The organism is Agromyces cerinus subsp. cerinus (assembly GCF_900142065.1).
GTDB classification, from domain to species: domain Bacteria; phylum Actinomycetota; class Actinomycetes; order Actinomycetales; family Microbacteriaceae; genus Agromyces; species Agromyces cerinus.
Window position 1 is genome coordinate 442,395 of sequence record NZ_FSRJ01000003.1, and the last position, 22,294, is coordinate 464,688.

Genomic DNA, 22,294 nt, shown 5'->3' on the forward strand with positions numbered 1-22,294 from the left:
TCAGGCCTTGCGCGTGATGAGGTGCCAGAGGTAGGCGATGTGCTCGGACATGTCGATCGAGGGGTCGAGCATCCACTGCGTCTGCATGCCGTCGGCGGCCGCGAGGAAGAGGTTGCCGATGCGGTCGAGGTCGAGGTCGGGGTCGAGGCGGCCGGCCGCCTGCTCCTCGCGGAGCATGCCGTTGAAGAGGGCTCGGAACTGCACGTAGCGCTCGACGAAGAACTCGTGGGCCGGGTGGTCGGCGTCGCCGGCCTCGGTCGAGAGCTGGGCGTACAGCTGCACGAGGCCCGGCACCTCGCTGTTGTGCCGGATCACCTCGAAGAACACCTCGATCGGCTGCGCGACCTCGATGTCGAACGCGGCGGCGTCGACCTGGTCGCGCTTGCGGAGGATCTCCTGGAAGAGCTCCTCCTTCGACGAGAAGTAGTGGAGGAGGCCGGCCTGGCTGAGGCCCACGGCTTCGGCGAGTTCGCGCACGCTCGTGCGCCGGTAGCCGTTGCGCGCGATGACGTCGAGCGCCGTGGTGAGGATCTCCTCGCGCTTCGCGACGCCCTTCGCATATGAACCTCTGCGTGCCATACGTGAATGCTAGTCGCTTGCGATTGAAAACCGAGCGATGTATGGTTTTGCCACCCGCCTCGGTGCCGAGGCTCTGAAAGGACCGCACATGACAACGGCGTCGACCCCCCAGCCTGCAGCCGACCCACGCCTCGACGAACCCGAGGAGGCCCTCGCCTTCATCGAGGACGCCGCGGGCAACGAGGATCCGCCCACCCCGATCAAGGGCGTGCGCCGCCTGATGGGCTGGATCATCCCCGCGAACCTCGGCATCTTCCTCATCTGGGGAGCGGTGCCGGGAATCCTGCTCCCTCGGCAGGTCGAGACGATGTTCGGCGAGGCCGACAAGGTCGCGAACCTCGCGATCGTGATGACGATCGGCGCGTTCTTCTCGATGCTCGCGCAGCCGATCGCCGGTCAGATCTCCGACCGCACGCGTTCGCGGTTCGGCCGCCGCGCGCCGTGGATCTTCATCGGTTCGCTCGCGGGCGGGCTCTCGCTCGTCGGGCTGATGTTCGCCGACAGTCTCGTCGGCGTGGTCATCGCGTGGACTCTCGTGCAGGTCACCTACAACTTCGCGCAGGGCCCGCTCAGCGCCGTCATGCCCGATCGCGTGCCGGTCAAGCGTCGCGGCACGTTCGCCACGCTCTCGGGCATCGGACTCATGGTCGGCGCGCTCGGCGGCCAGATCGTCGGCTCGATGTTCTACGACAGCCTCGCCGCCGGCTACATCACGTTCGCAGTGATCTCGCTCGTCACGCTCTCGCTGTTCATCGTCTTCAACCCCGACTACTCGTCGAAGGACCTCGAACTCGAGCGCTTCAAGCTCGGCGACTTCCTCCGCACCTTCTGGGTCAGCCCGATCAAGCACCCCGACTTCTTCTGGGCGTTCACCGGCCGCCTCCTGCTCTACACGGGTTACTTCGCCGTCACCGGCTACCAGCTCTACCTCCTCACCGACTACTTCGGTGTCGAGCGCCCGCAAGACGTCATCCCCGTGCTCGGACTCATCAACCTCGCCGGCATCCTGATCGCGACCATCGTCTCCGGGCCGCTCTCCGACAAGCTCGGCCGTCGCAAGATCTTCGTCTTCCTGTCGTCGGCCGTCACCGGCCTGGCCTTCCTCCTGCCGTGGGTCTGGCCCGACCTCACCGCCTGGATGATCATGACCTTCATCGCCGGCCTCGGCTTCGGCATGTTCCAGGCCGTCGACACCGCCCTCATGAGCGAGGTGCTGCCGTCGGCGAAGTCCTTCGCGAAGGACCTCGGCGTCGTGAACATCGCGGCGACCCTGCCGCAGACCCTCGCGCCCGGCGTCGCCGGCGCGATCGTGATCGCGTTCGGCTTCGAAGGGCTCTTCCCCGTCGCGATCGTGCTCTCGGTCCTCGGCGCGTTCGCCGTCTGGCCGATCAAGGCGGTGAAGTGATGTCGGATGCCACGTCAGCCTCGACCTCGACCGGCGCGACCGCGCCCGCAGCAGGCGAGCCGGCGGCATCCGCTGCCCGTCGCCCCCGCTGGCTGCTCGTCACCGGCCTCATCGGCATGGTGCTGTTCGTGCTCTTCGGCTTCTCGGTCGCCGCGAACCCGTCGAGCCCGTTCACGCAGGGCATCGACGACGCCTGGCGCGCACTCGTCGGTCTCGCCCCCGGCACCGGCGGCGAGACCTGGGCGCTGCCCATGCTCTTCCAGCACCTCGGCCAGATCCCCGGCGCGGTGCTCACGCTCCTGCTCATCCCGATCTGGCTGTTCGTGATCCGCCGCTGGCGTTCGGCGCTGTTCTTCCTCACGGCCGAGATCGTGGGCAGCTTCGGCGTCTCGCAGCTCACGAAGAACCTCGTCGACCGCCCGCGACCGGCCGATGACGTCGCCGCAGGGCTCTTCGGCCCGCTCGTCGAGGTCGACCACGGCTCGTTCCCCTCGGGGCACGCCGTGAGCGTCGGCATCCTGCTCATCGCGGTCGCCGCGCTGTTCCCGCCCGCGAAACGACTCGTCTGGTGGATCGTCGGCGCACTGCTCGTGGTCGGCATGATCTGGCAGCGCACGCTCATCAACGCGCACTGGCTCTCGGATGCACTGTTCGGCATCATCGGCGGGGCCTCCGCGACCCTCATCCTCTGGTGGGCGTTCGCGACACTGTTGCAGAAGGACTACGGAAAACCACTCTTCCGGCGGAGTATCGCAGCACCGGCAATCGAAGGAGCATCATGACGGACACCCTGAACACCACCGGCACCGGCCTCGACGCCCCCGCCGCCGACATCGTGGCGGGCCTCACCGTCGAGGAGAAGGCATCGCTCACGAGCGGCGCGAGCTTCTGGACGACGCAGGGCGTCGAGCGCGCCGGCATCCCCGCGATCGTGCTCACCGACGGCCCGCACGGCGTGCGCCTGCAGAAGGGCAGCGCCGACCACCTCGGCATCGGCGACAGCGTGCCGGCCACCTGCTTCCCGCCCGCCGTGGCCCTCGGCTCGACCTTCGACCCCGAGCTGCTCGAGCGCGTCGGCACGGCCCTCGGTGAAGAGGCCCGCGCCGAAGGCGTCGGCGTGCTGCTCGGCCCGGGCGTCAACATCAAGCGCTCGCCGCTCTGCGGCCGCAACTTCGAGTACCTCTCCGAGGACCCGATCATCTCGGGCGTGCTCGGCGCTGCGCTCGTCAACGGCCTGCAGTCGCAGGGCGTCGGCGGTTCGCTCAAGCACTTCGCGGCGAACAACCAGGAGCACGACCGCATGTCGTCGTCGAGCGACGTCGACCCGCGGCCGCTGCGCGAGATCTACCTGCGCGGCTTCCAGCGCGTCGTCGAAGACGCGCAGCCGTGGACCGTCATGTGCTCGTACAACCGCCTGAACGGCGTCTACACGAGCGAGGACCCGTGGCTGCTGAACACGGTGCTCCGCGACGACTGGGGCTTCGAAGGCCTCGTCGTCAGCGACTGGGGAGCCGTCAACGACCGCGTCGTGGGCCTGCCCGCCGGTCTCGACCTCGAGATGCCGTCGTCCGACGGCCGTTCGGCGGCGAAGCTCCTCGCTGCAGTGGCCGACGGCTCGCTCGACGAGTCGGCGCTCGACGTCGGTGCCCGCCGCGTCGTCGAGCTCGTGCAGAAGGCCGTCGACGGGGCGCGCCCTTCGACAGGCTCAGGGAGCGAAGGGTACGACGTCGACGCGCACCACGCACTCGCCCGCGAGGCCGCAGGTCGCGGCGCCGTGCTGCTGAAGAACGACGACGCGATCCTGCCGCTCGACGCGTCGGCCTCGGTCGCCGTCATCGGTGCGTTCGCCGAGAAGCCGCGCTACCAGGGCGCCGGCTCGTCGCTCATCAACCCGACGAAGCTCGACAACGCGCTCGACGCGATCACCGAGTACGCCGGTCAGGACAACGTGGCCTTCGCCGCCGGATTCACGACCGACGGTTCCGACGGCGCCGCCCTCGTGGCCCCCGCCGTCGAGCTCGCCGCGTCGAAGGACGTCGTCGTGCTGTTCCTCGGCCTGCCGGGATCGTACGAGTCCGAGGGCTTCGACCGCGAGGACCTGCACCTGCCGGCCGAGCAGCTCGCGCTGCTCGAGTCGGTCGTCGCGGCCAACCCGCGCACCGTCGTCGTGCTCGCCAACGGCGGCGTCGTCGAACTGCCGTTCGCCGATGACGTGCCCGCGATCCTCGAGGGCTGGCTCGGCGGCCAGGCCGGCGGCTCGGCCATCGCCGACGTGCTCTACGGCGCCGTCAACCCGTCGGGCCGTCTCGCGGAGACCATCCCGGTGAAGCTGGCCGACACCCCCGCGTACCTGAACTTCCCGGGCGACTTCGGTCACGTGCGCTACGGCGAGGGCCTCTTCGTGGGCTACCGCTGGTACGACGCGCGCGACGCAGAGGTGCGCTACCCGTTCGGCCACGGTCTGTCGTACACGTCGTTCGGCTACTCCGACCTGTCGGTGGCAGCGGATGCTTCGGGCCTCACGGTGCGCGTCACGGTGACGAACACCGGCGACCGCGCCGGCCGCGAGGTCGTGCAGGTCTACACGGGCCTCGCCGCCTCGGGCGTGCAGCGTGCACCGCGTGAGATCAAGGCCTTCGCGAACGTCGCCCTCGAGGCCGGCGAGTCGCGTGAGGTCGAGATCGCCGTCCGCGATGAAGACCTCGCGTACTGGGACGTCCGCGTCGACCGCTGGGTCGTCGAGCCCGGCGCCTACAGCGTCGAGGTCGGCGCGTCGAGCCGCGACATCCGTCTCAGCGCCGTCGTCGAGGTCGAGGGCGAGCAGGTGCGGATCCCGCTCTCGCTCGAGTCGTCGATCGCCGAGCTCGCGGCCGACCCGATCGCCGGTCCGATCGTCATGCAGGCGATGGGTTCGTTCGCCTCGGGCATGGCCGACACCGACATCTTCGACGAGGGCGGCCTCGACAAGATGATGGCGTCGTTCCCGATCGGCAAGCTCGCCGGCTTCCCGGGCGTTCCCGTGACGCCCGAGCAGATCCAGCAGCTGATCGACCTGTCGAACTCGCAGCGCGGCTAGCCCGACTGCAGCACCTCACGAACGGCCGTCCCTTCCGAGGGGCGGCCGTTCGCCGTCGCTGCGGTCGCGCGATGGAGCAGTCGCACAGGCACCGCGGCGAGAATGGGCCGATGTCCGTGATCGTGCCAGTCGAACGCGCCGCGCCCAACGCCTCGTCGACGCCGCCGGTTCGGCGCCGACGCGTCGGGCTCGCCCGGATCACCGCCCTGCTCGGCGCTGCGCTCGTGTTCCTGCTGGTGTTCCACACGACGGTGCCGGATGTCGCGGGCCTCGGCCTCGTGGTCGACACGGCGCTGCCATGGCTCGGGCTCGCGGTGCCGCTGCTGCTCGTCGGTGCGTTCGTCGCGAGGAGCCGGGCGGCGATCGCCACCGCCGTGCTGTCGGCGCTCGTCTGGGGCATCGTGTTCGTGCCGTCGATGGTGCCGCTGTCGTGGACGGCGGCCGCCCCCTCGGACTCGAGCCTCACCGTGGCGAGCCAGAACGTCGAGGCCGGCTCCGGCACGGCAGCCGACTCCGCCGCGGCACTGGCCGCCACGGGCGCCGAGGTGGTCGCGCTGCAGGAGATGGACGCCGAGTCCCGCGACGCGGCCGGTTCGGTGCTCGACGCGATCTACCCCTACCGCTACGGGGTCGGCACGGTCGGCGTCTGGAGCGTCTTCCCGATCGAGAACGCCCAGATGCTCGACCTCGGGCTCGGCTGGAAGCGGGGGCTGGCCGCCGACCTCGAGACGCCGAGCGGGCCGGTGAGCATCTACGTCGTGCACGCGGCATCCGCTCGACCTGCCGCCCATGACGAACGCGACGCCATGCTCGCGAACCTCGCCGATCACCTGGCCCGCGACGAGAACGACCGGGTGATCGCGATCGGCGACTTCAATGCTGGCTCGTCGGACCGAGCGCTCGGCGCCGTCACCGCCCAGCTCTCGGAGGCGAACCAGAGCGAGGGCGGGTTCGGGTTCACGTGGCCGGCCGTGGCGCCGGTGGTGCGACTCGACCACGTGTTCCAGCGCGGCATGGAGGTCGTGTCGAACACGACGGTGGCGGCAGGGGGCGGCGACCATCTCGCCGTGGTCGCGACGCTGGATCTCCAGTGACGGCACACGCCGGCCGCGCGGGTGCTGCCTAACCGGTCGGCAGGAGCCCGTCGACGAGCGCGTCGACGATGTCGTCGGTCGAGGTCTCGGGGTCGAGCGGCGTCGTGAGCCGGTCGAGCAGCAGGCCGTCGATCGCGTAGTGGAACAGCGCGATCTCGTGTCGGCCGCCGGGCAGGCCCGCCGCCGTGTTGAACGCGACGTCGCCGTCGAATCCTGCGCGCTGCCAGGCGCCGAGCACGGCGGCGAGTTCGGGGCGCCGGGTGCTCTCGAGGCGGAGCTCGAAGAGTGCGAGCGTCACCTCGCGTTCGGTCGTGAGCCGGCGCACGATGTCGCGCAGGTAGTCGGCGAAGAGGGCGCGGTTCGGCGTCTCGACGGCACGCCGCGCGAGGTCCTCCTCGGTCGGGGCGAGGCGCTCGCCGATGCGTTCGACCAGCCCGGCGATGAGCGCCTCTCTGCTGCGGAAGTAGTTGGACGTCGTGCCCGTCGGCGCACCTGCCGCCTCGTCGATCGCGCGGTGGGTGAGGCCGCGTGAGCCCTCCCGGGCGAGCACGCCCAGGCCCGCATCGGCGAGCATCCGTCGTCGCTCATCGTTCTTCGCCATGCCTCATGCTAGCGCAACCACTACAGGTGATGTAGTCTCCCAATCACTACAGAAGTTGTGATTGGAGCGCCCATGCGAGAACTCGTCTATTACGTCGCCGTCAGCCTCGACGGCTACATCGCCGGCCCCGCCGGTGAGTTCGACGCCTTCCCCGTGGAGGGCGATCACATGCACCACCTCAACACGCGGTTCGCCGATGCCGTGCCGACGCATATCGCGGACGTGCTCGGCATCGAGCCGACCGGCTCGATGTTCGACACCGTCGTCATGGGGTGGAACACCCTGGCGGTCGGCCTCCCGACCGTGCCGAGTCCGTACCGCCATCTTCGGCAGTTCGTGTTCTCGCGAACACGCGGCGAGGCCGACATCCCGGGGGAGCATCCGAATCTGACGCTCACCGGCGAGGATCCGGTCGAGGTCGTGCGGCGGCTGAAGGCCGAGCCGGGCGCGTCGATCTGGCTCTGCGGCGGGGGATCGCTCGCCACCGTGCTGGCCGATGAGATCGACCGTCTCGTGCTGAAGCGCAGCCCGCTGCTCTTCGGCGACGGGATTCCGCTGTTCGCACCGGGGGCGTACCGTCCGCGCGCCTTCGAGGAGGTCGGCACGACGGCGTTCGAGTCCGGTGTCGTCGTCTCCGAGTACGTGCGCCGGCCTTCGGCGTAGTCGACACGGCGGGCGGCATCGCCGGATTCGATGGAGCGCGGTCCGCAACCCCCTTGCCGCGGATTCCGCGATCGCGTAGACCCGGAGGTGTCCGCGATGCGGCTGCGGACCGCGTGATCGGGAGGAGAGGCCATGACCGTGGGATTCCGTGGGAAGCGAGACCGCCGAGAGCGAGCAGCGCTGGCAGTCATCGAGGCGAAGCGCGCCGAGCGCGAGACGCAGAAGCTCGCGCGACGGCTCTCGTCGGCGGCACGCGCCGAGCTCCAGGAGATCGCCGCCTCGGTGCACGAGGAGATCCTCCGGGCGGGGCGCGAGGTCCAGCGACGCCCCGGTCGGGCGCAGCGACGGGCCGGGCGCGCGGAGGCTCGCCTCGCACGGGCATCGCTCGGGACGCCGGCCGGCGGACGTGGCGATGCCGGTCGGCGGGTGGGTGCGAGCGGAGCGGATGCCGCGAAAGCGCGCTCCAGGATGATCAAGCGCCGCCGCGCCGAAGCCAAGCAGGCCCAGCAGATGGCGAAGATCGTCGCGGCGCAGATGGCGGTCGCCGCAGCCGTCACGTCCACCGACGCGTCGAAGAGCTGATGCCGAGAGGACGCGTGTCGTCGTATTCGCGCGTTTGGAAGCGACGACATGAGTCCTCTCGGCAGGCGAGGGAACGGGGAGAGCGGAGCGGGGAGCAGCGGGAGACGCGAACGCCGCGCCCTTGCGGGGGTGGCTGCGCGGGGTTACCGTGACTCGTAACGACGGGTGCCGGCGCGCCGTCGGGCGTGAGCCGTGCCGCCGTCAGGCTGGACGGGGCCATGACGATCTCCGCTTCGCTCGATCTCGGTCGAGCAGCGTTCGCCGAGCACCAGTGGCAAGCGGCGTCCGAGGCGCTGACGCGTGCCGACCACGAGGCTGCGCTCGCCCCGGCCGATCTCGAGCGGCTGTCGACGGCGATGCTGCTCCTCGGACGCGACGCCGAGGGCATCGACATCGCCACGCGGGCGCACGAGGCCTCGCTCGAGGTCGCGGATGTCGCGGGCGCGGCCCGGATCGCGACCTGGATCGGCATCTACCTCATGGGCAAGGGCGACGACGCCCGGGGCAACGGCTGGCTCGCCCGCGCACGGCGGATCGCCGAGACGACGGAGGCCGGCGCCGAGTCCTCGGATGCGCTCCTGCTCGTCGCCGCTGCACTCGACGACCTCTACTCGGGAGAACCCGCGCGAGCGGCGAGCACCTTCGCTGAGGCGTTCGCGATCGCCGAACGCGTGCACGACCGGGATGCGACCGCGCTGGCGCAGCTCGGTCAGGGCCAGGCGCGGCTGATGCTCGGTGATCCGGTCGGCGGGCTCGCGCTGCTCGACGAGGCGATGGTCGCCGTCACCGCGGGGGAGATCTCGCCCGTGGCATCCGGTGTCGTCTACTGCTCGGTCATCAACACCTGCCACCTGGCCTTCGACGTGCGCCGGGCGCAGCAGTGGACGATCGCGCTCGATCGCTGGTGCGGCGACCGGCCCGAGATGGTGATGTTCAGCGGGCAGTGCCAGGCGCACCGGGCCGAGCTCTACCAATTGCACGGGGCGTGGGGCGATGCGGTCGCGGCGGCGCGGGTCGCCCAGGATCGGGTGGCGCGCGGCGACTGGACCGGGTCGTTCGGGGCGTGGTACCAGGAGGGCGAGGTGCTTCGCCTGCGCGGCGACTTCGACGCGGCCGAGCGCGCCTTCCATCGCGCGGCCGAGACCGGGTACCCGGCGCAACCCGGAATCGCGCTCCTGCGACTCGCGCAGGGGAGGATCCGCCTCGCGCGGTCGAGCATCGACGAGGCGGCCGAGCAGGCCGACCCAGCGACCAGGCGGGGGCTGCTCGCCGCCCTCGTCGAGATCGACCTCGCGGCCGGCGACCTCGTGGCGGCCAGGCGGGTCGCCGATGAACTGACCGCCGCCGCCTCCGTCGCGGAGATTCCGATGATGCAGGCGATCGCCGCGAGATCGGAGGCGGCCGTGCGACTCGAGGAGGGCGATGCACGCGGAGCGCTCCCGGCGCTGCGCAGCGCGTGGGCGTTGTGGCAGGAGCTCGACGCACCCTACGAGGCCGCCCGATGCCGGGTGCTCGCGGCGAAGGCCGCGCAGGCGCTCGGCGATGACGCGTCGGCCGCGATGGACCTGGAGGCGGCACGCGAGGTGTTCGACGCGCTCGGCGCGGTTCCCGACGTGCTGCGCGTCGACGAGCTGGCACGTCGATCGCCCGGGAGCCGGTCGACGCCCTTGACCGCTCGAGAGGTCGAGGTCGTTCGCCTCGTCGCCGAGGGCAAGACGAACCGTGTCATCGCCGGCCAGCTCTACCTCAGCGAGAAGACCGTCGACCGGCACCTCAGCAACGTGTTCGCGAAGCTCGGCATCTCGTCGCGCGCGGCGGCCACGGCCTACGCCTACGAGCACGCCCTGATGTGAGGTCGGGGGACGGATGCCCCGAGGGCGTGCGGCAGTGCTCCAGACGGATGTCCGGACGACTCCGAACCGACCTGCCGAATGGGGGATTCTCCCGATGCTGCAGGTCGGCGACCCTCGTACCGTCGGTTCCATGGATCTCGCCGTGTTCGCCGGCGTCGTATCGACCGGCCTCTTCGCCATGAGCTACCTGCCCATGCTGGTGAAGGCGGCGCGCACGAAGGACCTCACGTCGTACAGCCTCGGCAACCTCGCGATCACGAACGTCGGCAACGCCGTGCACTCGATCTACGTGTTCAGCCTGCCGCTCGGGCCGATCTGGTTCCTGCACGGCTTCTACCTGGTCGCCTCGCTGCTCATGCTGGTGTGGTTCCTGCGCTATCGCGCAGGACGGCACGGCGCACCGCGACGACAGGAGGGATCACCCGAGCACCCGCTCGAGCACGCGCCCGAGCGGGTGGACGAGGTCGTCGCGACTACTGCTTGACCGCGGCGGGCTTCGCAGCCTTGGTCGAGGCGGGCTTCGCAGCCCTGGTCGAGCTGCTCGCCGCGGACTTCGCTGCCGACCCGGCGGCACGCGGGGCGCGCACCGTCTTGGGCTTGGCCGAGACCGCCTGCTCCGCGGCATCCGTCATCGGCTTCGGCAGCGCCGTGAAGCGCGACAGCTGCGTGACGTGCTGCGGGCCGAGCTCGTCGAGCGTCGACACCTCGAGCAGCTTCATCGTGCGGGCGATCTGGGTCGAGAGGATCGAGATGGTCTTGTCGACGCCCTCGCGGCCGCCGGCCATGAGGCCGTAGAGGTACGCGCGGCCGATGAGCGTGAAGCGCGCGCCGAGGGCGACGGATGCCACGATGTCGGCGCCCGACATGATGCCGGTGTCGAGGTGCACCTCCATGTCGGAGCCGACCTCGCGCACGACGTGCGGCAGCAGGTGGAAGGGGATCGGCGCGCGGTCGAGCTGGCGCCCGCCGTGGTTGGAGAGCACGATGCCGTCGACGCCCTTGCCGGCGAGGATCTGCGCGTCCTGCACCGTCTGCACGCCCTTGACGACGATCTTGCCCGGCCACATGGCGCGGATCGTCTCGAGGTCGTCGAACGAGATGGTCGGGTCGAACATGCCGTCGATGAGCTCGCCGACGGTGCCGCCGGTCGAGGAGAGCGAGGCGAACTCGAGCTTCGGGGTCGTCAGGAAGTTGATCCACCACTCGGGGCGGGGGATCGCGTTGACGACGGTCGCAGGCGTGAGCTGCGGCGGGATCGAGAAGCCGTTGCGGGTGTCGCGCAGGCGCGCGCCGGCGACGGGGGTGTCGACGGTGAAGAAGAGGGTGTCGAAGCCCGCGGCGGCCGCGCGGCGCACGAGCTCGTACGACTTCTCGCGGTCGCGCATCACGTAGAGCTGGAACCAGTTGCGGCCGTTCGGGTTCGCGGCCTTCACGTCTTCGATCGAGGTCGTGCCCATGGTCGACAGGGTGAACGGGATGCCAGCGGCACCCGCAGCGCCGGCGCCCGCAGTCTCGCCCTCGGTCTGCATCATGCGCGTGAAGCCGGTGGGCGCGATGCCGAACGGCAGGGCGGTCGGGCCGCCGAGCACCTCGCGGCTCATGTCGACCTCGGGCACATTGCGCAGGATCGCCGGGTGGAACTCGATGTCCTCGAAGGCCTGACGGGCGCGCTTCAGCGAGATCTCGCCCTCGGCGGCGCCCTCGGTGTAGTCGAACGGCGCCTTCGGCGTGCGGCGCTTCGCGATGTCGCGGAGGTCGGCGATCGTGAGGGCCTTGTCGAGGCGACGCTGCTTCGCGTTCAGGGTCGGCGCCTTGAAGCGCATGAGCTCGGCGAGCTCCTTGGGGTTCGGGAACTGGCGCTGGACCATCGGTGCTGCTCTCTTTCGGTGCCGGTGAGATGACACGAATCGACCTTCGTGGGTGGGCGGAAGGTCGATTCGCGTCATCTCGGTGGGGTGTCGACGAACGTCTCGGCGTAGTAGCCCGAGATGTGGTCGTGGGTACGGGTGCGGGCGGATGCGGCATCCGCTCGCCTGATGGCCTCCACGATGCCGCGGTGCTCGCTGCGGAGGCGGGCGGAGGTCGTGTGCCAGTCGGTGATCGCGGCGACGCCCTCGAGGGCGTACCCCTCGATGCCGCTGCGGAGGCCGGCCATCGTCGCGGTGATCACCTGGTTGCCGGATGCCTCGGCGAGGGCGAGGTGGAAGGCGGCGTCGAGGGCGAGGAACTCGGTCGGCGCGAGGTCGGGGGAGTCCATGGCGTCGAGCAGCAGCTCCGCCGGGGCGAGGTCGGGTGCCGGCGCGTCGGCGTTCGTTGCTGCGGCCGCGGCCGTGTTCGCCTCCGCCTCGGCGAGATCGCCGGCGACCGAGGTCTCGAGGATGAGCCGGGTGCGCACGATGTCGGCGACGGGGAACCCGCTCGCCGCGACCTGCAGCCGCATGAGCGCGGACATGCCGCCGCCGGGAGTCGCGATGATGATCGCGCCCGAGTTCGGGCCGGAGCCCGCGGCGGTGCGGATGAGCCCGAGCACCTCGAGCACGCGCAGCGCCTCGCGCACGCTCGAACGGCCGACGCCGAGCTCGGCCGAGAGGGCGCGCTCGCCGGGCAGCCGGTCGCCGGGGCGCAGGGCGCCCTCGAGCAGTTGCGTCTCGATGTGCTCGAGCACGGTGCGCCAGGCGCGCGGGGTGTCGGATGTCTCAGCGCCCATGCCGATCGTCCTCTCCGCGCGTCTGTGGTCTGACCACACTAGCATGTGTGGTCAGACCACAGGGATCGCCGGCGCTCGCGGCGGCTACGGGACGATGATCGCCCGGCCGCGCAGCGTGCCGTCGTGCAGGCGTCGGTACGCCTCGGGGGCCTCGTCGATCGGGAACACCTCGGTCTCCACCTTCACGAGCCCGGCGCGGGCCAGGTCGAACACCTCGAACAGCTCGGCGCGCGAACCCCAGTAGGGGGCGCGAACCGTCGAGTCGTAGGGGGCGCCGAGCATGCCGACCGGCAGCATGCCGGCACCGACGCCGACGATCACGTGGTCGCTCTCGACGCCGGCGACGCTGCGGCCGAGGTCGATGGTCGGCTGGATCGCGACGAAGTCGAACACCGCCGTGACCGGGCGCCCGCCGGTGGCCTCGCGGATCCGCTCGGCGGCATCGGCGTCGGAGGCGAACGCGTGGTGCGCGCCCACCTCGCGGGCGAGTGCGAGCTTCTCCTCGCCCAGGTCGAGTGCGATGACCGTCGACGGCGTGATCGCTCGGAGGATCTGGATCGCCACGTGGCCGAGGCCGCCCGCGCCGATGACGACGGCGGTCGTGCCCGGCACGAGCTTCGGCAGCGACATCTTGATCGCGTGGTACGGCGTGAGGCCCGCGTCGGTGAGCGCGACGTTCTGCACCGGGTCGAGGTCGCCGAGGGGCAGCAGGTGCCGGTCGCTGCGCACGATCATGTACTCGGCCATCGCGCCGGGGGCGCCGAGCCCGGGAGGGGCGATGCCGAGTTCGACGGCGCGCTCGCAGTAGTTCTCCTTGCCCTGGGCGCACTGGTAGCAGCGGCCGCAGCCCTGCGGGCCGTAGACCGCGACGGAGTCGCCGATCGCGACGCCGGTGACGCCGTCGCCGAGCTTGTCGACGATGCCGGCGCCCTCGTGGCCGAGCGTGAGCGGCAGGCCGTAGGTGTACTGCTCCTCGGTCAGGCCCATCACGAAGCTGTCGGAGTGGCAGGCGCCCGCGGCGGTCACCTTCAGGCGCACCTCACCCGGCCCCGGTTCCGGAACCTCGATCTCGACGACCTCCGGTGATCCGCCGATGGTCCGATACTGCACCGCCTTCATGGCACCCTCCCGTTCGCGACCGGCGTCCAGTACGCCGGACGATCCCAGTCTTCTCCCCGGGCCTGAACGGTGTCGGTGAACGACGGCGAGCGGATGCCGCGGGGTCAGTCCTTCGTCGGGCGGATGCGCACGCGACCCCGGCCGGTCTCGTCGAGCTCGACCACGCCGCCGCGCGACTTCAGGAAGTCGGTGAACGAGGCGAACCCGAGTCGGCGTTCCTGGAAGCTCGGGTCCATGCGCATCATCTGGTTCTTCACGGTGCTCGACGACTGCCACTCCTCGTCGTTCTTGGCATGGAGCAGCTCGAGCGCTTTGAGCAGCAGGCGGCTGGGGTTGCGCGGACTGCCTCCTGCGGTGTCGTCGGCCGGCGCGTGGTCGGTCGGGGCGACGAACTGCAGCGCCCTGGCCGAGGCGCGCTTGGCCGGCGGTTCGGGTGCCTCTGCGGGCTCGGCCGTCTCGGCCGGCGCCGTGGCCGAGGCATCCGCGACCGACTTCGTGGTGGCACGGCGGCGGCGGGTCGGGGCCTTGGTCGAGGCATCAGCGGCCGGTTCCGTCGCACCGTCGGTCGCCGTGGCGTCGGCCGGCTCCGCCGCGGCCTTCGCCCGCGTTCGGCGCCCGGTCGTCGGCGCGGCCGCGGGCTCGGCGGCGCTCGCCGCGGCATCCGCCGCCTCGTCGTCGGTGACCGCGGCATCGGTCGCGAGCAGGGTGTCGTAGTCGGCGTACTCGTCGCAGGCTGCGGTGAGCGCCCGGCTCGTGCCGCCCGCGACGCCGATGCCGACGACGTAGCGCCCGAGGCGCTTGGCCTTCTGCGCGAGTGCGACGTAGTCGGAGTCGCCGGCGACGATCACGATGTGGGTGAGGTCGTCGATGCGGAACATGTCCTCGACGGCGTCGACGGCCAGGCGGATGTCGGCGCCGTTCTTCGTCGCGGAGAGCGGGAACAGCTGCACGAGGTCGACGGCGCGGTCGATGAGCTGACCGCGGTAGCTCGCGTTCACGGGAGTCGACCAGTCGGCGTAGGCGCGGGCGATCGCGATCGTGCCGAAGGTCGCCGCGAAGTCGAGCACGGCGTCGACGTCGACCGTCGCCTCGGCGAGCTTCTTCGCCGTCTCCGATCCGGCGGCGGGCGCCTTGCTCGTCGAGGTGTCCTTGCGGTAGGCGCTGACCCTGCGCGAGCCTGGGTCGCCGTGCAGCTGGTCGTAGCGCGAGATCACGATGTTGTCGAAGTCGAAGTACAGGGCCACGCGGGGTTCTGCCGAGACGGGCATGAAGACCTTCCATCGGGGGTGTGTCTCCGATGCTACGCCCGTGGGCTGTGCGAGAACCGGAGGCACTCCCCGCGACGTCGTCAGGCGGATGCCGCGACGAGCTCGCCCTCGGCACGAACCCCTGCGGCGTCGAGCACGCCCAGGAACGCCTTCATCCACGTTCCGTTGTCGGGCCAGGCGCGCGAGGTGACGAGGTTGCCGTCGACCACGCCGCCGCCGTTCTCGAAGACGCCGCCCACGACCTCCACGTCGATCGCCAGCTCGGGGTAGATCGACGAGGTGCGACCGGCGAGCACGCCGGCGGCCGCGAGCAGCAGCGGGCCGTGGCAGGTGGCAGCGACCGGGGCATCCGTCGCGAAGAAGTGGCGCACGATGCGCTTGGCGTCCTCGTTGTTTCGCAGGTACTCGGGCGCGCGGCCGCCGGGGATCACGATCGCTGCGTAGTCGGCCGGGTCGACGTCGGCGAGCGCGACGTCCGCCGGCCAGGTGTGGCCGAGCTTCTCGGTGTAGGTGTCGAAGCCGTCGACGAAGTCGTGCACGACGAACTGCAGCTTGCGAACCTCGGGCGCGCCGATGTGCACCTCGAAGCCCTCCTCCTTCAGCCGCTCGTACGGGTAGAGCACCTCGAGCGTCTCGGCGGCGTCGCCGGTGATGATGAGGATCTTGGTCATGAGGGGTACCTCCGGTGGTACTTCGCTGTACGGATGCCGCGGGTCGGCGACTCGGGCGGGTCGCCGCGTCTGCGTCGACGGGGCAACTCTGCGCCGCCGATCGGCTCGTGTCACACCGCGTTCGCACTATGTGCGAAACGGCTCCGAATCCGCCGCGCTCGCCGCAGTGCAGCCATGTCGCGGGGCGGGTGCCGGGCGTAGCATCGGGGCATGAGCGCAGAGGAGCGCCACGGCGGCGCGGGCATCCAGTCGGCCGAGCGCGTGCTGCGCATCCTCGAACTCGTCGGTGCGGCGCCCACCGGGCTCACGGCCGCCGAGATCGCCCAGCGGCTCGGACTCGGCCAGTCGACCACCTACCGCCTGCTCGCGACGCTGCACCGGCAGGACTACCTCGCGAGGCAGTCGGGCGAGCACCGCTACATCCTCGGCCGCACGGTCGACCAGCTCGGGCGGGCGCTCCAGTACCAGCTCGTCGCGACCGACCCGGTGCGCCAGGTGCTGCGGGCGATGCACGACGCCGTGGGCGCACCGGCCTACCTCACGGTGTTCCGGGGCGACGACATCGCCGTGGCGCACATCGAGGACTCGGCCGCGCACCCCCGCATCGGGCAGCTCCACGTGGGGTTCTCCGAGGCGTCGCACACGACCGCGTTCGGCAAGCTCATGCTGGCCTCGCGCGACGACGCCGGGGTCGCCCGCTTCCTCGAGCGGCACTCGCCCGCACGCCTCACGGCGTCGAGCATCACGGATGCCGCGACGCTGCACGACCAGCTCGACGAGATCCGGGCCCAGCAGGTGGCCGTCGAGATCGAGGAGTACCTGCCGAAGCTCGCGTGCATCGCCGCCCCCGTGCGGTCGGCGGCGGGCCGCACCGTCGGCGCGGTGTCGGTGTCGGTGCAGGCGAAGGACTTCGCCGCTCGGTCCGCGCACCTCGAGCGTGCGGTGCGCCGCGGCGCGTGGCAGGTCTCCGCACGGCTCTCGGGCTGAGTCCCGCGTCACCTGCGGTGATCTCGCGTAATCCGGGAACACCCGCCGACTCGGTGCGGTTGGCTTCGGATGTCGGTCGCCGGCGTTCGCCCATGAGCGAGCCCCGCGCGGACCGGCGCCGAGCCCGCCACCCGAATCCTCGAGGAGTCCGCATGACCGAACCCGCCCAGACCGCCGACCGCGCCCGCATCGGCGCGTCCGACCTCGCGATCGCGCCGCTGTCGCTCGGCACCAACGTCTTCGGCTGGACCGCTGACCGCGACGCGACGTTCGCCGTGCTCGACGCGTTCACGGCCGGCGGTGGGAACTTCCTCGACACCGCCGACGGCTACTCGGCCTGGGTGCCCGGGAACACGGGTGGTGACAGCGAGCGCCTCATCGGGGAATGGATCGCGTCGCGCGGTTCGCGCGACGATGTCGTCATCGCCACCAAGGTGAGCACGCACCCCGACTTCGCGGGCCTCTCGGCTTCGAACATCCGGGCTGCGGCGGATGCCTCGCTCCAGCGCCTCGGCACCGACGTGATCGACCTCTACTACGCCCACTTCGACGATGCCGACGTGCCGCTCGAGGAGACCGTCGGGGCCTTCTCCGCGCTCGTGGACGCCGGCAAGGTACGGGCGATCGGCATCTCGAACTACACGCCCGAGCGCATCGACGAGTGGTTCCGGGTGACGGAGGCGAACGGCCTGCACCGTGCGGTCGCCCTGCAGCCGCACTACAACCTCGTCGAGCGCGACTTCGAGTCCAACGGCCTGCGCGAGCGCGCCGAACGCGAGGGGCTCGCGGTCTTCCCCTACTTCTCGCTCGCGAAGGGCTTCCTCGCGGGCAAGTACCGCACCGAGGCGGATGTCACCGCCAGCGGCGCGAGTGTTCGCGCCGGCGGCGCGGCGCCGTACGTCGGGGAGCGCGGGGACCGGGTGCTCGCCGTGCTCGACGCGGTCGCCGCCGCGCACGGGACATCCGTCGCCTCGGTCTCGCTCGCGTGGCTCCGACAGCAGCCGACGGTCGTCGCGCCCATCGCCAGCGCGCGCACCGTCGAGCAGTTGGGCGACCTGCTCGCGTCGATCCCGCTCGAGCTGACCGACGAGGAGCTCGCCGCGCTCGCGCACGCCTCGGCCTGAGGGGACGGGTCGCGGCATCGCGGCATCGCCGCGACACGGCCCGCGAAGGGCTGCGTTGCCGCGATCCCGACCGGTCGCCGTGGAATGATGCGGTGACGTCGCCCGAGCGCGACGGCGGGAGGGGGTCGGCGTGAAGGCTCGCTGGTGGAGACTCGATCCCGGAGGCGCGCTCATCGGGCTGCTCGTCGCCGCCCTCTCGATGACGCCGTCGCTGCTGCCGCGCCCCGCGTTGTTCCAGGGCATCATCACCGCGTTCGCGTTCCTGATCGGATACGGCATCGGGGTCTTCGCGTGGTGGCTGGTCCGCCGCTTCGTCCACTGGCGGCCGAAGCCGGAGCACCGCCGCATCGCGTGGTGGGTCTACCTCGGGCTTGCCGTGCTGCTCGCGATCCTCCTCGCCTTCGCCTCGGTGGGATGGCAGAACGAGGTGCGCAACACGGTCGAGCTGCCCGAGATCGACGGGTTCGACGGCTTGCTCTTCTTCGCCGGCTTCGTGCCGGTCGTGCTCATCGGCATCGCCCTCGCCCGTGCCGAGCGACGACTCGGCATGCGGTTGTCCGCCCGGCTCGGACGCGGCTGGGGCATGACCGCGACGGTGGCGATCGTCGTCGCCTCGACCGTTGCGCTCGTGTCGGTCGTGATGTTCGGCCTCGACCGGCTCTACCTCGCGAACAACGGCCCCGCGGCCCCGTGGGTCACCGAGCCGATGAGCGCCTTCCGATCGGCGGGACCCGATTCCGAGGTCGAGTGGGATCTCGTGGGCCGGCACGGCACCGCCTTCCTCGGCGGCGGTCCGAAGGCCGCCGACATCGAGGAGCTCACCGGTCGCCCGGCGCTCGAGCCCGTGCGCGTCTACGTCGGCCAGGCGAACGCGCCGACCGTCGAGGAACGCGCCGCCATCGCGGTGCGCGAGCTGGAACGCACCGGGGCGTTCGACCGCGACGTGCTCGTGGTCGCCACGACCACCGGGTCGGGGTGGCTGGAGCCTCAGGCCGTCGACGCCGTCGAGTACCTCCACGGCGGCGACACCGCGATCGTGTCGATGCAGTACGCGTACACGCCGAGCTGGGTGTCGTTCGTCTTCGACCCCGATGCGCCGGTCGCGTCATCCGTCGCTCTGTTCGAGGCCGTGCGGGCGAAGTGGGAGACCCTGCCCGAGGCGAGTCGCCCGCAGCTCGTGGTCTACGGCCTGAGCCTCGGCGCGCACGGCACGCAGGAGGCGTTCGACGGCTTGGACGACCTGCGCGCGAACACCGAGGGTGCGCTCCTCGTCGGCAGCCCGAACGGCGCCACGATGTGGCGCGAGCTCACCGAGGCTCGCGACGCGGGCAGCCCGCAGTGGCAGCCCGTCGTCGACGGCGGACGCGAGGTGCGCTGGCTGTCGGTGCCCGGCGACTTCCACGCGCTCGGCCCGGACTGGGCGGCGCCGCGCGTCGCGTACCTGCAGCACGCGAACGATCCCGTCACCTGGCTCGGCCTCGAGCTGATCTGGGCGGAGCCCGACTGGCTGACGCCCGACGAGCGCGCCGACGAGGTCAGCGACTCGATGCGCTGGATCCCCGCCGTGACCGCGCTGCAGGTCGTCATCGACATGTTCATGGGCGAGAGCGTGCCCGCCAGCCACGGACACAACTACGGCGACGTGGTGCTCGACGGCTGGCAGGCGATCACGGGCGACGGCGGCCTCGACGCCGCCGCGATGGCGCGCATCCAGGCCGTGCTCGAGGGATACGCGGAGGTGCAGCCCGTCGGCAGCGTCAGCCAATAGCGCACGCTCGTGCGACGAGGCTGCAGTGCTTCGATACCGACGGCCTCGGAGCCTGGACCGGCTGACCCGGCGTCGACGTCTCAGGCCGCCGCGGCCACCGCGTTGTGCAGCTCGTCGGCCTCGACGCCGAGGCGCCGGACCCCGCCGCCGACGTTGGTGAGCAGCACGAAGCAGACGTCCCGCGACGGGGTGATCCAGAACTCGCACCCGCCCCATCCGCCGTGGCCGTAGCTGTCGCGGGTGAGCAGGCCGGGGGCGTTGTTGCGCAGGTTCCAGGTGAAGCCCCAGTCCTGCCCGCGCGACGCCGGGTACGGCTCGAGCTTCGTCATGCCGGCGGTCAACGGTCGCAGCATCGCCTCGACGGTGACGGGGGCGACGAGCGAGCCGTCGTCGCGGAGCAGCGCGCTGCCCACCGCGAGCAGGTCGCCCGCCCGACCGAACAGACCGGCGCCGGGGTGGCCGAGCGCCGCGAAGCGGGTGTAGTCGAGGCCCTGTTCGGCGGCATCGACGACCTCGTGCGGCGTCGAATCCACGTCGAGGGTGAACCCGTCGGCACCGGCCCTCCCGGCGACCGCGGTGACGGCGTCGAGCCACGGCTCGCCCCCGGCGTGCTCGATCATGGCGGCCACGCCCTCGAACCCGAGGGTCGAGTACCGCGTCGTCGTGCCCGCCTCGAAGTCCCGTCCCGGTGCGACGAGCGACTCGCGGAGCCCGCCCTCGTCCATCGGCGGCTCGGCGATGCCCGAGCTGTGGCTCACGAGATGCCGCAGCCGAACGACGTCGTCGCGACCGGCGCCGAAGCCGGGCACGGCGGCCGCGAGCGGCGTGTCGGGAGTCAGCAGCCCCCGCTCGACGAGTCGCAGCGCGGCGAGTCCGACGAGCGGCTTCGTCACCGAGAAGAGCGGGTAGTGGTCGTCGACGGAGGTCGCACGCCCGTGCTCGGTGCCGAAGGCCTCGAGCGCGACGATGCCGTCGCTCGTCGCGATGCCGAGCACGGCGGTCGGCAGAGATTCGGCGGCGACGTGGCGTCGCACCCAGTCGAAGGCGTCGTCGAAGCGGGGCATGGGGTCCTCTCGGTCGGTCTGGGTGGAGCTCGTGGGTTCGGGTCAGCTGCGGGTTGAGCTTGTCGAAACCGGCGGCGGTTTCGACCGGCTCGACCCGCAGCCGGGGCCGGGTCAGCTGCGGTACACGACGTTCAGGGGAGCGTCGCCGCGCAGCATCCGCTCGATCTGCTCGCGCAGCAACCGCGCCATGCGCGGCATCATCGCGGTCGAGGCACCGCCGACGTGCGGGCTCACGAGCACGTTCGGAAGGGCGAAGAGCGGATGCCCCGCCGGCAGCGGTTCGGGATCGGTGACGTCGAGGGCGAACCGGAGTCGGCCCGATTCGGCCTCGGCGATGATCGCCTCGGTGTCGGCGACCCTGCCGCGGGCGATGTTCACGACGAGGGCGCCGTCGGGCAGCGCCGCGAGGAAGTCGGCGTCGACGAGGCCGGTCGTGGTGCCGGTCAGCGGAACGCCGACGACCACGATGTCGGCGTTCGGCAGCAGCGTCGGCAGCTCGTCGATGCCGCGGATGAAACCCTGCTCGTCGGACCGGGCGCGGCTCGCGACCCGGGTGAGCTCGACCTCGAACGGCGCGAGCCGCGCCTCGATCGCGCGCCCGACGCCGCCGTAGCCGAGCAGCAGCACGCGGCGGTCGGCGAGGCTCTCGTAGCGTGCCGGCGCCCAACGGCCCTCGCCGGCCGCCCGCACGAAGTGGGGGATGCCGCGCTGCGACGCGAGGATCAGTGCGAGCGTCAGCTCGGCCGTCGAGGTCTCGTGCACGCTCGCGGCGTTGGCGAAGATGTGCCCCGCCGGCAGGGCCGCCGGCACGTCGTCGTAGCCGATCGACTGCGACTGCACGAGCTGGGTGGCGACGCCCTCGAGTGCCGAGAGACGCGCCGCGGCGCCCATGTACGGGGGCACGACGAGGTCGATGCGGTCGGCGGGAGGCTCGCCGGTGAGGTCCCAGACCCGCACCTCGGCTCCGGCCGGCGGGGCGCCGAGGGCGTTCAGCAGGGCCTGGCCCGGCACGGTGACGAGGAGACGGGGCGTGTCGGTCATGCCCCGATCCTTTCAGAGGGGGTCGGGGGACTGGTAACGTCCGGGCCATGGAGCACGACGCGGCGGAGGCTGCTGACGGCGCGGCGCGGGGAGGGCATCGGCGCAGGCGCGACCGCTTCGCCGGGCGCCCGGTCGAAGAGCGCGCCGAGGAGCTGAAGGAACGCGTCTACGCCACGTTCACCGGCCTCGCGATCGTGCTCGTGCAGCTCGCGAACGCCGAGCACCTCGCCGCGCAGCAGGCGACGTTCGCCCTGCTCGTCGGCATCGTCGGCATCACGGCGGCCGGGTTCGTCGCCGATGTCGTCTCGTACCTCGCCGTGCATGCGGGGTTCCCCGAGGGGGCGGAGTTCCGTCGGATGCTGCGCGTCGCCGGCGAGGCGCTCGCCTCGGCCTCCGTGCCGCTCATCCTCCTGGTGCTGGCGTGGCTGGACGTGATCGAGCTCGCGACCGCCCTGCGGGCGGCGAGCATCCTCTACATCGCGACACTCGCCGCGATCGGGTACCTCGCGGTGCGCCGCACCCGCCTCCGGTGGTGGCAGAAGGGGATCGCACTGGCCATCCTCGTCGGGCTCGGCTTCGCGGTCATCGTGCTCCAGCAGCTCGCTCACGCGGACTGAGGCCGGCGCCGCCGGGACCGGGCCGCGCCTCGGCCGGAGCGGCCGTCACACGTCCGGAGTCTTCCTCGACACTGG

Annotated in this window: 21 protein-coding genes; 12 read left to right on the forward strand and 9 right to left on the reverse strand. The window is 71.4% G+C overall.

Translation table 11 applies throughout. The features are described 5' to 3' along the window. Nucleotides 1–579, reverse strand: coding sequence for a TetR/AcrR family transcriptional regulator (locus BUR99_RS12535; RefSeq protein ID WP_074260689.1), 579 nt, complete (start codon nt 577–579; stop codon nt 1–3). Between the two features lie 88 nt (nt 580–667). Here BUR99_RS12535 and BUR99_RS12540 point away from each other — a divergent pair, with 88 nt between their 5' ends. The 4 genes from BUR99_RS12540 to BUR99_RS12555 all read left to right on the forward strand — a co-directional run bounded on the left by BUR99_RS12540 (nt 668) and on the right by BUR99_RS12555 (nt 6,154). Beyond that, complete coding sequence (locus BUR99_RS12540; protein ID WP_074260690.1) at nt 668–1,984, forward strand: MFS transporter; 1,317 nt, start codon at nt 668–670, stop codon at nt 1,982–1,984. Next, nucleotides 1,984–2,766, forward strand: coding sequence for a phosphatase PAP2 family protein (locus BUR99_RS12545; RefSeq protein WP_074260691.1), 783 nt, complete (start codon nt 1,984–1,986; stop codon nt 2,764–2,766). Before BUR99_RS12540 ends, BUR99_RS12545 begins: the two co-directional genes overlap by 1 nt. After that, nucleotides 2,763–5,060: a glycoside hydrolase family 3 C-terminal domain-containing protein gene (locus BUR99_RS12550; protein ID WP_074260692.1), complete on the forward strand. Its 2,298-nt coding sequence runs from the start codon at nt 2,763–2,765 to the stop codon at nt 5,058–5,060. Before BUR99_RS12545 ends, BUR99_RS12550 begins: the two co-directional genes overlap by 4 nt. 110 nt (nt 5,061–5,170) lie before the next feature. After that, nucleotides 5,171–6,154, forward strand: coding sequence for an endonuclease/exonuclease/phosphatase family protein (locus tag BUR99_RS12555; protein WP_074260693.1), 984 nt, complete (start codon nt 5,171–5,173; stop codon nt 6,152–6,154). A gap of 28 nt (nt 6,155–6,182) precedes the next feature. On the opposite strand, the gene BUR99_RS12560 is transcribed toward BUR99_RS12555, so the two are convergent. Continuing rightward, nucleotides 6,183–6,755 carry a TetR/AcrR family transcriptional regulator gene (locus BUR99_RS12560; protein WP_074260694.1) on the reverse strand — a complete coding sequence of 191 codons (573 nt, stop codon included), beginning with the start codon at nt 6,753–6,755 and terminating at the stop codon, nt 6,183–6,185. A 72-nt stretch (nt 6,756–6,827) separates the two neighbouring features. On the opposite strand from BUR99_RS12560, the gene BUR99_RS12565 reads away from it, so the two are divergent. The 4 genes from BUR99_RS12565 to BUR99_RS12580 all read left to right on the forward strand — a co-directional run bounded on the left by BUR99_RS12565 (nt 6,828) and on the right by BUR99_RS12580 (nt 10,337). After that, nucleotides 6,828–7,418 (forward strand): dihydrofolate reductase family protein, encoded by a 591-nt coding sequence (locus tag BUR99_RS12565; RefSeq protein WP_074260695.1) that lies wholly within the window; start codon nt 6,828–6,830, stop codon nt 7,416–7,418. Nucleotides 7,419–7,550: 132 nt separating this feature from the next. Beyond that, nucleotides 7,551–8,000 carry a hypothetical protein gene (locus BUR99_RS12570; protein WP_074260696.1) on the forward strand — a complete coding sequence of 150 codons (450 nt, stop codon included), beginning with the start codon at nt 7,551–7,553 and terminating at the stop codon, nt 7,998–8,000. A 218-nt stretch (nt 8,001–8,218) separates the two neighbouring features. Further along, nucleotides 8,219–9,853, forward strand: a complete 1,635-nt coding sequence (locus BUR99_RS12575; protein WP_074260697.1) for a response regulator transcription factor — start codon at nt 8,219–8,221, stop codon at nt 9,851–9,853. 130 nt (nt 9,854–9,983) lie between these two features. Then, the gene (locus tag BUR99_RS12580) at nt 9,984–10,337 is read left to right on the forward strand and encodes a PQ-loop repeat-containing protein (RefSeq protein WP_234980843.1); all 354 of its coding nucleotides are present in this window, start codon (nt 9,984–9,986) and stop codon (nt 10,335–10,337) included. On the opposite strand, the gene BUR99_RS12585 is transcribed toward BUR99_RS12580, so the two are convergent. The 5 genes from BUR99_RS12585 to BUR99_RS12605 form a co-directional block, all read right to left on the reverse strand. Next, a complete protein-coding gene (locus BUR99_RS12585) occupies nt 10,327–11,721 on the reverse strand; it encodes an alpha-hydroxy acid oxidase (RefSeq protein WP_074260698.1) in 1,395 nt (464 codons plus the stop codon). The genes BUR99_RS12580 and BUR99_RS12585 overlap by 11 nt on opposite strands. 74 nt (nt 11,722–11,795) lie before the next feature. After that, nucleotides 11,796–12,560 carry a FadR/GntR family transcriptional regulator gene (locus tag BUR99_RS12590; protein ID WP_074260699.1) on the reverse strand — a complete coding sequence of 255 codons (765 nt, stop codon included), beginning with the start codon at nt 12,558–12,560 and terminating at the stop codon, nt 11,796–11,798. Nucleotides 12,561–12,644: 84 nt separating this feature from the next. Continuing rightward, nucleotides 12,645–13,679 carry an NAD(P)-dependent alcohol dehydrogenase gene (locus BUR99_RS12595; protein ID WP_074260700.1) on the reverse strand — a complete coding sequence of 345 codons (1,035 nt, stop codon included), beginning with the start codon at nt 13,677–13,679 and terminating at the stop codon, nt 12,645–12,647. Between the two features lie 104 nt (nt 13,680–13,783). Beyond that, nucleotides 13,784–14,947 (reverse strand): NYN domain-containing protein, encoded by a 1,164-nt coding sequence (locus BUR99_RS12600; RefSeq protein ID WP_084183964.1) that lies wholly within the window; start codon nt 14,945–14,947, stop codon nt 13,784–13,786. A gap of 80 nt (nt 14,948–15,027) precedes the next feature. Next, complete coding sequence (locus BUR99_RS12605; RefSeq protein ID WP_074260701.1) at nt 15,028–15,618, reverse strand: DJ-1/PfpI family protein; 591 nt, start codon at nt 15,616–15,618, stop codon at nt 15,028–15,030. 210 nt (nt 15,619–15,828) lie between these two features. On the opposite strand from BUR99_RS12605, the gene BUR99_RS12610 reads away from it, so the two are divergent. The 3 genes from BUR99_RS12610 to BUR99_RS12620 all read left to right on the forward strand — a co-directional run bounded on the left by BUR99_RS12610 (nt 15,829) and on the right by BUR99_RS12620 (nt 19,497). Then, nucleotides 15,829–16,605, forward strand: a complete 777-nt coding sequence (locus BUR99_RS12610) for an IclR family transcriptional regulator (RefSeq protein ID WP_074260702.1) — start codon at nt 15,829–15,831, stop codon at nt 16,603–16,605. Between the two features lie 152 nt (nt 16,606–16,757). Beyond that, nucleotides 16,758–17,729 (forward strand): aldo/keto reductase, encoded by a 972-nt coding sequence (locus BUR99_RS12615; RefSeq protein ID WP_074260703.1) that lies wholly within the window; start codon nt 16,758–16,760, stop codon nt 17,727–17,729. A gap of 130 nt (nt 17,730–17,859) precedes the next feature. Beyond that, nucleotides 17,860–19,497, forward strand: a complete 1,638-nt coding sequence (locus tag BUR99_RS12620) for an alpha/beta hydrolase (protein WP_084183965.1) — start codon at nt 17,860–17,862, stop codon at nt 19,495–19,497. Between the two features lie 80 nt (nt 19,498–19,577). On the opposite strand, the gene BUR99_RS12625 is transcribed toward BUR99_RS12620, so the two are convergent. Next, nucleotides 19,578–20,561 carry a serine hydrolase domain-containing protein gene (locus BUR99_RS12625; RefSeq protein WP_074260704.1) on the reverse strand — a complete coding sequence of 328 codons (984 nt, stop codon included), beginning with the start codon at nt 20,559–20,561 and terminating at the stop codon, nt 19,578–19,580. 111 nt (nt 20,562–20,672) lie between these two features. Next, a complete protein-coding gene (locus BUR99_RS12630; protein ID WP_074260705.1) occupies nt 20,673–21,602 on the reverse strand; it encodes a 2-hydroxyacid dehydrogenase in 930 nt (309 codons plus the stop codon). A 47-nt stretch (nt 21,603–21,649) separates the two neighbouring features. Here BUR99_RS12630 and BUR99_RS12635 point away from each other — a divergent pair, with 47 nt between their 5' ends. Then, entirely contained in the window at nt 21,650–22,219 is a 570-nt protein-coding gene (locus BUR99_RS12635; protein ID WP_074260706.1) for a hypothetical protein, read from the forward strand. Nucleotides 22,220–22,294 lie beyond the last annotated feature (75 nt).